Annotated in this window: 11 protein-coding genes; 7 read left to right on the top strand and 4 right to left on the bottom strand. The window is 62.0% G+C overall.

Going from position 1 to position 10,137, the window contains the following annotated elements; genetic code table 11:
* Positions 1–3: 3 nt before the first annotated feature.
* Positions 4–1,437, top strand: a complete 1,434-nt coding sequence (locus ABEA23_RS03205) for a MurT ligase domain-containing protein (RefSeq protein WP_345476623.1) — start codon at positions 4–6, stop codon at positions 1,435–1,437.
* Entirely contained in the window at positions 1,437–2,195 is a 759-nt protein-coding gene (locus ABEA23_RS03200; protein ID WP_345476622.1) for a type 1 glutamine amidotransferase, read from the top strand. The genes ABEA23_RS03205 and ABEA23_RS03200 overlap by 1 nt, the downstream gene beginning before the upstream one ends.
* A gap of 204 nt (positions 2,196–2,399) precedes the next feature.
* On the opposite strand, the gene ABEA23_RS03195 is transcribed toward ABEA23_RS03200, so the two are convergent.
* Together ABEA23_RS03195 and ABEA23_RS03190 are read right to left on the bottom strand one after the other, a co-directional pair.
* A complete protein-coding gene (locus tag ABEA23_RS03195) occupies positions 2,400–3,473 on the bottom strand; it encodes a hypothetical protein (protein ID WP_345476621.1) in 1,074 nt (357 codons plus the stop codon).
* A gap of 248 nt (positions 3,474–3,721) precedes the next feature.
* Complete coding sequence (locus ABEA23_RS03190; RefSeq protein ID WP_345476620.1) at positions 3,722–4,018, bottom strand: cell division protein CrgA; 297 nt, start codon at positions 4,016–4,018, stop codon at positions 3,722–3,724.
* 106 nt (positions 4,019–4,124) lie between these two features.
* Between ABEA23_RS03190 and ABEA23_RS03185 the strand changes: the two genes are divergently transcribed.
* The 3 genes from ABEA23_RS03185 to ABEA23_RS03175 are packed head-to-tail and all read left to right on the top strand — an operon-like array spanning position 4,125 to position 5,799.
* Positions 4,125–5,006, top strand: coding sequence for a class E sortase (locus ABEA23_RS03185; protein WP_345476619.1), 882 nt, complete (start codon positions 4,125–4,127; stop codon positions 5,004–5,006).
* The gene (locus ABEA23_RS03180; protein WP_345476618.1) at positions 5,006–5,170 is read left to right on the top strand and encodes a hypothetical protein; all 165 of its coding nucleotides are present in this window, start codon (positions 5,006–5,008) and stop codon (positions 5,168–5,170) included. The genes ABEA23_RS03185 and ABEA23_RS03180 overlap by 1 nt, the downstream gene beginning before the upstream one ends.
* Complete coding sequence (locus ABEA23_RS03175; protein WP_345476617.1) at positions 5,170–5,799, top strand: aminodeoxychorismate/anthranilate synthase component II; 630 nt, start codon at positions 5,170–5,172, stop codon at positions 5,797–5,799. The genes ABEA23_RS03180 and ABEA23_RS03175 overlap by 1 nt, the downstream gene beginning before the upstream one ends.
* 162 nt (positions 5,800–5,961) lie before the next feature.
* Here ABEA23_RS03175 and ABEA23_RS03170 read toward each other — a convergent pair whose 3' ends face one another.
* Positions 5,962–6,738, bottom strand: a complete 777-nt coding sequence (locus ABEA23_RS03170) for a hypothetical protein (RefSeq protein ID WP_044495588.1) — start codon at positions 6,736–6,738, stop codon at positions 5,962–5,964.
* A gap of 155 nt (positions 6,739–6,893) precedes the next feature.
* Between ABEA23_RS03170 and ABEA23_RS03165 the strand changes: the two genes are divergently transcribed.
* Both ABEA23_RS03165 and ABEA23_RS03160 read left to right on the top strand, forming a co-directional pair.
* Entirely contained in the window at positions 6,894–7,427 is a 534-nt protein-coding gene (locus ABEA23_RS03165; RefSeq protein ID WP_044495591.1) for a peptidylprolyl isomerase, read from the top strand.
* 120 nt (positions 7,428–7,547) lie between these two features.
* Positions 7,548–8,300: a rhomboid family intramembrane serine protease gene (locus ABEA23_RS03160; RefSeq protein WP_345476616.1), complete on the top strand. Its 753-nt coding sequence runs from the start codon at positions 7,548–7,550 to the stop codon at positions 8,298–8,300.
* Between the two features lie 116 nt (positions 8,301–8,416).
* On the opposite strand, the gene scpC is transcribed toward ABEA23_RS03160, so the two are convergent.
* Entirely contained in the window at positions 8,417–9,913 is a 1,497-nt protein-coding gene (gene scpC / locus ABEA23_RS03155) for a succinyl-CoA:acetate CoA-transferase ScpC (RefSeq protein WP_345476615.1), read from the bottom strand.
* Positions 9,914–10,137 lie beyond the last annotated feature (224 nt).

Raw genomic sequence — 10,137 nt, 5'->3', positions numbered from 1 at the left:
GCAGTGATTCGCCCACCCGCACCGCTTTCAGTAGCGATCGGTAGAGCTGCCCGCGGCCTGACCAGGCTGCGCGGAGGCTCCGGCTCTGCCTTCCCCGGACTTCTGGTAGAGAAGCTGGACCCCCAGTTCCTGGCCCGCGCTCTGGCCAAGCTGCCCCGCGGCGTCGTCGTGGTCTCAGGCACTAACGGCAAGACCACCACCACCAAAATGGTGGTTGAGCTGCTGCGCGGACAGGGACTTAAGGTCTTCACCAACTCCTCTGGCTCCAACTTCACCCGAGGAGTGGTGGCCTCAGTACTGGGGGAAGCAAGCTTCACCGGCCGACTGGATGCTGATATCGCAGTCCTGGAGCTGGATGAGGCCCACGCGGTGCACTTTGTGCGCGCAGTCAACCCCGACTACTCGCTGCTGCTGAACGTGATGCGGGACCAGCTGGATCGTTTCGGGGAAATCGACGCTACCGCAGGGCTGCTGCGCACTATCGCCGAGCACACCACAAAGGGCGTGGTGCTCAACCGTGAAGATGCCCGGGTACGTGCGATCGCTGACTCCCTGCACAGCCAGCAGATTCGCTACTTCGGCCTTGCCCCGGAGTTGCGCAAACTCTTCCCCTCCGACGACGAGATGCACAGTGCTGATTCCGCAGGCGGGGAGACCCCGCCACGCTCTCGGCCGGACGCAGCGGCGCCGGCCATCACACCTGAAGACAGTGCTAGTGGCGTGCCTGACGGCGCGGGCGGGGAGACCCCGGACAATGAGCCTGTCGAGCCTGCAGGCACCGGGTTGATCTCCACTCCAGCAGAAGAGCTGCCCGAGGCCGATGTGCTGCTGACCGGCCTGCAAGATCGCGGGGGAAGCTTCCGGCTGGGCAGCAAGGACATCACCACCGAGCTGACCGTCAACGGCGCCTACAACACCTATAACGCGGCAGCCGCATTGGCGCTGGTCCGCCAGGTCCTGGGTGCTGATATCAACGACGACGCCCTGATCAGCTCACTGGCACAGGTGGCCCCGGCATTCGGCCGCGGAGAGTCGCTCACCGTGGGTGGGCAACCACTAGACCTGGTGCTGGTGAAGAACCCCGCCGGTTTCCGACTGGGGCTGAGCAGCTTCTCGGCAGAGGGTGTGGCCACCATGATCGCCATCAATGACAACTATGCCGACGGCCGGGATATGAGTTGGCTGTGGGATGTCTCCTTCGACTCCCTGGCTGCCGGAGGGGTCAAGATGGTCTCTGGGGTGCGTGCCTATGACATGGGCCTGCGCCTAGCCTACGACGACGTCGATGTGACCGCCCTTGAGCCGAATCTGAAATCGGCCCTGGAGGCTTTCCTAGCCGCCCACCCTGAAGAGCCCAAGCGCATCTTCTGCACCTACACAGCAATGCTCGCGCTGCGCAAGCACTTAAGCGCCTATACCGAGGTAGAGGGATTCTGATGAGCACCACCAGCACCCCCAAGCCCGTCCATGTGCTTCAGCTGTACCCGAGGGATATGAATATCTACGGGGACTTCGGCAATGCCCTGGTGCTCAAGCAACGGCTGACCTGGTATGGGTACCAGCCGGTGATGCACTCCTATGACCCCGGGGATGAGTTCCCCGAAGAGGTCGACGTCGTCGTCGGCGGCGGGGGCCAGGATTCCGGTCAGGACCGTATCCAGCAAGACTTACTGGGGATCAGCGAGAAGCTTCATGCACTGGCGGAGAACGATGCGCCGATGCTGATGATCTGTGGTCTCTACCAGCTCTTCGGCCACTACTTCGAAACCCGCGAAGGACACCGCATCCAGGGCATCGGGCTGCTGGACATCACCACCTATGGCACCGACAACCGGCTCATCGGCAATGTGGTCTCTGAATCCGAGGAGTTCGGCCAGATCCTGGGTTATGAGAACCACTCCGGCCAGACCTACCTCGGCGAGGGCGTGAAACCGCTGGCCACCGTGCGCACCGGCGAAGGCAATAACGAGAAGGACCCTCACGAGGGCGCTCGATACCGCAACGTGATCGGCAGTTACCTGCACGGTTCGCTGCTGCCGAAGAATCCGGCCATCGCAGACTTCCTGATCGGCACGGCAGTAGCGAAGAAATACGGCGAGGCCCTGGGCGACAGTGCCGCACCAGGACTCACAGCACTGGGACTCTCCGAGCTCACCGCCCAGGCCCGCAGCGTCGCCGCTACTCGGCCGCGCTGACCCAGCGCCGAACTCCAGAACCGAATTCCCACCCGTTGTGGCGGGAATCGAGCCGAGGAGCCCTAAATCTGCAACAAAGGGTGGGATGGCAAAACCTCCTCGGAGGTGGATCCCACCGATTGTTGCGGCGGTGGTGGCGGGTAAGCCCTGGTATACCGACCAGCACCCTACGTATCCGCACACCCCCGAGGTTCCCATCAACCGCTACCACGTGGCACGGGGAACACCGGCGCTGAGCAGCAGCTGCGCGAATCGGTCTGGATCGTTTAGTTCTGTCCAGCCCCACCGCACCATGCGATATCCCAGCGAACGCAGCTGATCCTCACGGAGTTTCTCCTGATACAGCAGCTCGTTCGTGTCAATGCCCGCAAGGTCCTGAGCCCGCGAATACTTCACCCTGCCGTCGAACTCGCCGATAACCCCGGTACCCGGCCAGTGAAAATCCGGGCGGACAACTCGTCCCCCAGGAAGCCGAACAGACACCTGAAGATCAGGAATCGCGAAGCCAAGCTGGTGCATCAACGCGCGGGAACGCGATTCCCCCGGACTTTCGGACCGGCTGCTGCCGAACTCCCTGATCCACCGCCACTGCTGACGCTGCGCAGCAGAACGCAGAAAATCTGCGCCAGAATCCAGCTGCGACACCTTCATTCCGGAGGTCCGATCACTGTTCATGGCGCCCGCGTACCGGCCTGCCAGCACCGCATCCATCACGACAACGGACTCCTCGGAGCTCAGGCAGCGCATCGTATCGGCCACGGCCAAGCTGAGGCCTTCCAAACGGACTCGCACCGCTTTCCCCGCGGCATCGAGGACATCCTTCAACTCGAGAGTCTCAACCGGCACCGCTATGGATCCGTCGGAGTATGCAGCATCGGCATCCTGACGAGACATACCCCGTGGCGCCGGAACCTGAACCCAGCGCACCGGCCAGAAACGGCTCCCATCCGCCAATTCTTCAGCATCGAGACGGCCTACCTGGCTCTTATGGAAGGTTCGGCGGAAGATCTCCCGCGGTACTGAGAGCAGCGGCAGTTCGCGCAGGGTCAGGGCTGTTTGCCGGCAGAATATGGTGTCAGGTGCTTGTATTGCGATCGCCGCAGCACTGATCCGGTACCGTTCCCAAGCCCGAGCCTCCTGCCAGTCCACGGCGGAGATATAGACCCCCTGGCGGATTCTCAACAGTCGGCCCCGCCCGGCCGCGCGCCTGAGGGCGTAACGAGAAGAGCTGTTGCCGATGCCAGTCGCCGTCAGCAGAGTGAATCGCCGAGCGTCCATCACTCAATCCTGCCCGGAGGCCAAGAGGCTCGGCCATAGGGTGTTCGGACCTGTGGAAAACACTTGGCACCCGGGCTCGGCAGACTCTATGCCCCGCTAGTGCCCATCGCAGTCGCCACAACGCATGGGAAAGCAGGCCACCACGACGACGTCATCCCACCTGTTGTGGCGCTAATGGGCCAGAATCGCCCCTAATCCGCAACAACGGATGGGATCAGGGGCGGGATTGTACGAGAGAAAGCTCCTGGTTACTTCCAGCGCATGGTCATGAAGAACCCGACCATCGCCACACCGAAACCGATTGCAATGTTCCAGCTGCCAGCCGCACTGACCGGCAGCGCACCATTGGAGATGTACCAGAGGATGATCCACAGCAGCCCCAGGATCATGAGGCCGAACATGGTCACCTTGTACCAGGTGGGAAGCGAGTCATCCTCGCCGTCGAGGTCCTTAAAATCGAAGGGCTCAGCGTCGCGCAGCGGGGAGGAGCTTGCCTCCGCAGCCGCGCGGTTGGAGCGGTTCTTCCGGTGTTTGGACTCTGGCACTGATGCTCCTCGGTATGGGTATGCTGAGAGTGACCCGTCCGCCGGGTCCTCGCATGGCCGCTATGGTCTGCGCGCCATTCTACGCAAAGTGCATGACTGACCCACCATGACTACTGCATCCCCACGCCATATCCGCCCCGCAGACCGCACCCGCATGCGCCGGGCGGCCCGGGCTGAGCGCCGCCCCAGCATCGGTGGACGCATTCTGGGCGGCTTCGGTGAAGTGCTGATCACCCTAGGCGTACTAGGCCTGCTCTTCGTGGTGTGGGAACTGTGGTGGACCGGAATTGACGCCGACAGGGACCGGCGTGAAGCCACTGAAGAGTTCTACTCCCAGATCCAGGCCGCAGGTGAAGATCTCGGCGGCGACGGCGAAGTCAACGGCAACGGTGATGAGTCCACCTTCGAGGCTTGCTACACACTGGAGGACGGCACCGAGATCGGCTGCAGCCCCTCGATGCGAGATCTCGCCGATGGCGAGTCCACCATGGCCATGCTCTATGCACCACGACTCGGTGATAACTGGGCGGCGCCAGTGCGCCAGGGCGTAGAAGCTATGCAGCTAGACCGCGGCGGCGTCGGCCACTATCCCACTACCCAGTGGCCCGATGAGCCCGGGAACTTCGCTGTGGCCGGCCATCGCAATACCTACGCCAGCATGCTGGGCAACCAGGACCGCTTACAGCCCGGTGATGAGCTGTACCTACAGACCGCTGAAGGTATCTACATTTACGAGGTATTCGAGTCCTATGTGGTGCAGCCCCACCAGCGCGAGGTGCTGCTTCCGGTACCCGGCGATGAGTCACAGCCGGAACCGGACACCGGGATCCTGACCCTGACCACCTGCCACCCGCTGTACTCCAACGCCGAGCGACTAATCACCCACGCCCGGATCACGGACTTCGAGCCCACTGGTGGGGAGATCCCCGCCGCTATCGCCCATCACATTCCCGGTGCCGATGTGCCGCAGGCTTCAGGAGAGCGCTGATGTACGCCTGGTTCTTCAATCATGTGCTGCCTGGTCCGCTGTGGATCAGGATTATTCTGGCCCTGCTTCTGGTTGCCGGTATCGTGTTTCTGCTGATGGAGTTCGCCTTCCCGTGGTTGAGCCAGTACAGCCCCTTCAACGACTCCACCCTGGAAGGAGCTTGATGACCCGCATCCTCGTCATCGACAACTACGACAGCTTCGTCTACACCCTGGTGGGATACCTGCGCGAACTCGGTGCTGAGACCACTGTGATCCGCAATGATGACCTCACTCTGGAAGAGGCCAAGAATATGGCCGCGGAGCACGACGGCGTGCTGATCTCTCCCGGCCCCGGCACCCCTTCTGAAGCCGGGGTGTCCGTGGAGCTGATCCGCTGGTGCGCTCAGGCGCAGGAACCCATGCTGGGCGTCTGCCTGGGCCACCAGGGCTTGGGTGAGGCCTTCGGTGCCACTGTCACTCACGCTCCGCAGCTGATGCACGGCAAGACCTCACCGGTGACCCATACAGGTCATCCCTCTTTCGCAGGACTCCCTGAAACTTTCAATGCCACCCGCTATCACTCCCTAGCGGTGGTACCTGAGTCCGTGCCGGAGGTTTTGGAGGTCACAGCCACTACTGCCGATGGCGTGATCATGGGACTGGCCCATAAGGATGCGCCCCTGTGGGGGATGCAGTACCACCCAGAATCAGTGCTGACAGAGGGCGGCTACCGCATGCTGGGCAACTGGCTGGAGTCCTTGGGGCTTCAGGGTGCCGCGCAGAAGGCTGCGCAGCTCAATCCCATCCGCTGAGCAGCGCCCCTGGCGGTCTGGACCTCACATCCGGAACCCCGCCCGCAGACCGCCCGCTCCCTGAACGATGAGGTCGCCCAGAACGGCGCACAAAGAAGAAGGACCCGGAGATCATCCGGGTCCTTCTTCTTCAGGTTCTGTTCAACCTAGGTCAGCATGACATCAGTCAGTGGCTGGCTTCGGTGCCGGCACTTCGGCCTCGGTGGGCTTGGTGGAGGCATTAGTCTCGGCCTGGTTTGCAGGCTTGGCCGAGTCAGCAGGAATCTTGGAGGAGGAAACCGGCTGCGGCTTCTTCCACGGATCCTCCACCGGCTGGGAGGCGCGCCAGGCGGCCACGCCGGCAGTCACACCAGCTGCGACCAGGCCAAAGATCAGCAGGCCCTTCTTGCGGCTGGAAGCCTTCTGCTGCTTCTTGAGCTCCTTAGCTGCCTGCTTGGCGTACTTCTCGGAGCTCTTCTTCAGCTTCTTGACGATCTTCTTATCGCCAGTGGCCTTGATCAGTGCCTTCTCCACCCGGGGATCAACCTCGGCCTTGTGGATCAGCTTTGCGGTCTTGTCCGCGTAGCCGCCCAACTTGGCTGATGCTGCGGGCACATACTTCTTGGTGAGATCAGCACGGGCGTTGTCGTACTTCGACAGCACCATCTCCACTTCCTTCTTGGCCTTAGGAGGGAGCTTGTCATACTGCGATGCCAGGCCTTCACCGGCCAGGGACGAGTATTGCTTGATCTTGGCACCTGCCACAGCTGCACCGTCGTTTACCGCGTGCAGCGCACGTGCCGAGGCGTCCTGAACCTTCGGAGCGCTCTTGCGGTAGGTATTCTCCGCGAAGTCTGCAGCCACGCCCAGCTTTGGGGCGGCCCATTCCTTCGCAGTATCGACTCCGGCGAGCACAGTGTGCTCCCAACTGTGGCTCGGTTTCTTCTTCTTACCGAACATACGTGGTCCTCCGAATCAGGATCGGTTGCAGGCCTAAGCCTACGTGGTCTTGAGTTGCCGGTGCTATGGCAACGCCAAGTACTACGCATACACCGAGTAAATTCACAGGTGACATCCAGAAAACTGCTCAGTACAGAAGTGGGAGAATGGCCGTTATGACTGCTATCGCAACGCATAAGGCAACTATCAAGACCACTCTGGGCGACATCGTGGTGGAGCTCTTCGGAAACCACGCTCCCAAGACTGTGGAGAACTTCGTGGGCCTGGCCACCGGCCAGAAGTCCTGGACCCACCCGGAGTCCGGTGAAGACAAGACCGGCACCCCGCTCTACGACGGCACTGTCTTCCACCGCATCATCTCTGACTTCATGATCCAGGGCGGTGACCCGCTGGGTATGGGCATCGGCGGCCCCGGCTACCAGTTCGAGGATGAGATCCACCCGGAGCTGGATTTCACCGCTCCTTACAAGCTGGCCATGGCCAATGCTGGCCCAGGCACCAACGGCTCCCAGTTCTTCATCACCTCGGTGCCCACCACCTGGCTGCAGGGCAAGCACACCATCTTCGGTGAGGTCCGCGAGGAAGCCTCCCAGCAGGTGGTGGACCAGCTGAACAACGTCAAGACCGATATGCGTGACCGTCCCAAGGAGGACGTGGTCATCGAGACCATCTCCATCGAGGCTCTTTAACCTCAGCTCCACCCAGCAGACTCTATGAACCTCTGCTACCGGCACCCGGACAGGCCGGCCTATGTGCAGTGTCAGCGCTGCTCGCGGCCGGTCTGTCCAGAGTGCCAGGTCCAAGCCCCGGTGGGCGTCCACTGCCCGGAATGCGTAGAAGAAGCACGACGACGGCGCCCGGCGCAGCGCACGCAGTTCGGCACCCCGGTCGGCAGTGGCCGCCCCACGGTGACCTATACGGTCATCGCGCTGTGCGTAGTGATGTACCTGCTGCAATTGGCAAGCCCGCGCCTTGGTCTGGGTCTGGATGTCACCGGTGCCCTGGCCTATGCACCGGCCTACACCTCGGACTGGTTCCCCTCCTTTGAGCCCTGGCGAATGCTCACCGCCGCGGTCCTGCACTCGCCCTCTTCAGCAATGCACATCCTGTTCAACATGATGGCGCTACTGTTCGTGGGCCGGGTGATTGAACCCGCCGTCGGAGCTGCCCGCTATGTGGCCCTGCTGCTGCTCTCAGCATTCGGCGGCTCAGTGGCCGTCCTCTTCCTCACCGACCCGCTGACCCCCACTGTGGGCGCCTCTGGTGCGGTCTTTGGTCTCTTCGGCGCTTTGTTCATCCTTTCTCGCGCCTCAGGTGCAGAAACCGGCGGGATTGTGGCGCTGGTGGCGGTGAATATGGTGGTCAGCTTCCTGGTGCCGAATATCTCCTGGCAGGGACACCTGGGCGGCCTGGTCGCCGGAGCGCTGTGCGCGCTGGTGATCGCCCGCGCCCCGCGGGGGAAGAGCCGCAGGCTGTGGCAGTGGGCGGGCATCACTGGTATTGCCCTGGTCCTGATCGCGCTGACAGCCGTGGGCTCCACCATGGTCGCTTTCCCTGTGTAACAGTTTCCCCAGACTCCACAGGACCCTGTGGAAAACGCTCTGACCTGGGGAGTTACACACTTGTAGTTTCTCCACACTGTGGATAACAACTGTGGATAATCCCACTCAGAGCAGAATTACATATGCCCGTGGGACTGGTAGTTCTCGTGCCAGCTGAGCGCCTCTGCAAGCAGGTGCGGGGTGTGCTGGCCATTGGGGTTTGCTGCTGCGGCGCGGTCGATATAGTCCTGCAGCCGGTCCCGATAGTCCGGGTGTGCGCAGTTGGTGATGATCTTCTTAGCGCGCGCGGTGGGAGAGAGTCCGCGCAGATCCGCCAACCCCTGTTCGGTCACCAGCACCTGAACATCATGTTCGGTGTGGTCGACGTGACTGGCGAACGGCACGATCGAGGAGATTTTTCCGCCCTTGGCGGTGGAGGGTGAGACGAAGAAGTTCAGGAACGCGTTTCGGGCGAAGTCTCCGGAGCCCCCGATGCCGTTGATGATCGAGCTGCCCATGACATGCGTGGAGTTCACGTTCCCGTAGATATCAGCCTCGACCATGCCGTTGATGGCGATAATTCCCAGCCGGCGGATCACTTCGGGATGGTTGGAGATCTCCTGGGTGCGCATCAGGATTCGCCCCTTGTACTCCTCAGCCTTGGCGTTGAACAACGCGGCGCGCTCAGCCGACAGGGAGAAGGCCGTGGCCGAGACGGCTGTGAGTTTGCCGGTATCGATCAGATCCAGCATGCCGTCCTGGATGACCTCGGTGTAGGCGGTGAGGTTCTCGAACTCCGAGTGAGCGAACTCTGCCATCACGGCATTGGCGACATTGCCCACCCCGGACTGCAGCGGCAGCAGGTTCTCCGGCAGCCGCCCCTGGGTGATCTCAAAGCGCAGGAAGTCCACCACATGCTCGGCCATGGCCTTGGAGTTCTCGTCCGGATCTTTGAACGGCAGGTTGCGGTCCGGGGCATGAGTTTCGACGACGGCGACCACCTTCTCAGGATCCACCCGCAGATAGGGATCCCCAATGCGCTGCAGTGGATCCAGCAGCTGGATGGGACGACGCTCCGGAGGAAGTTTGGTGCCGTAGTAGACGTCGTGGAAACCCTCATAGGCCCGCGGATGCCAGTCATTGACTTCGATGATGACTTTATCCGCCAGGTCCAGCCAGGTCTTGTTATTGCCTACTGAGCTGGAGGGGACCAGCAGTCCGTTGGGAAGCACGGCAGAGACTTCCACGACGGCGACGTCGAGATTGCCGTAGAAGCCGAACCAGGCCTGCTGGGCTGAGTGCGAGAGATGGGTGTCCACGTATTCGGTGTGGCCGGTATTGATGCTCTTGCGCAGTGCTGGATCTGACTGAAACGGCAGCCTTTTGCGGATAACGCCCGCCTCGGCGAGGACACCGTCGAGCTCTGGTGCAGTGGAGGCCCCGGTGAGCAGTTCGATACCGAAATCGCCGCCCTCATTCTTTGCCCGCTCGGCCAGGGCTGCGGGAACGGCTTTGGGGTAGCCCGATCCGGTGAACCCGCTCATACCCACCCGGTCGCCGTCGTTAATGGTGGCCGCTGCACGCTCGGCAGTGGTGAGCTTGGAGTTCATGACGGGGCATGTAATGCGAGACATCGTGGGGCATCTCTCCGGTCGGGGCCAGATTGCTGTGACCTGCGCCTGTGACGCAGCCCTCTACACCTTATGTGATGGGTCACCGCTGATGTCTGGATAGCGGCCTCTCGTGACGCAGAAGCGACCGCTCAGCGGTACCGACGGCGAGGTAGGGCGTTTATGAGGGAAGTTGTGAGGCAACGCACGCCTGAGACACAGGCAAGTTCAAGGCGACGTTTCTAGCG

This window comes from Nesterenkonia rhizosphaerae, from assembly GCF_039544555.1.
GTDB lineage: Bacteria > Actinomycetota > Actinomycetes > Actinomycetales > Micrococcaceae > Nesterenkonia > Nesterenkonia rhizosphaerae.
The sequence above is the reverse complement of the archived record's forward strand: the minus strand, read 5'-3'. Positions and strand labels throughout refer to the sequence as shown.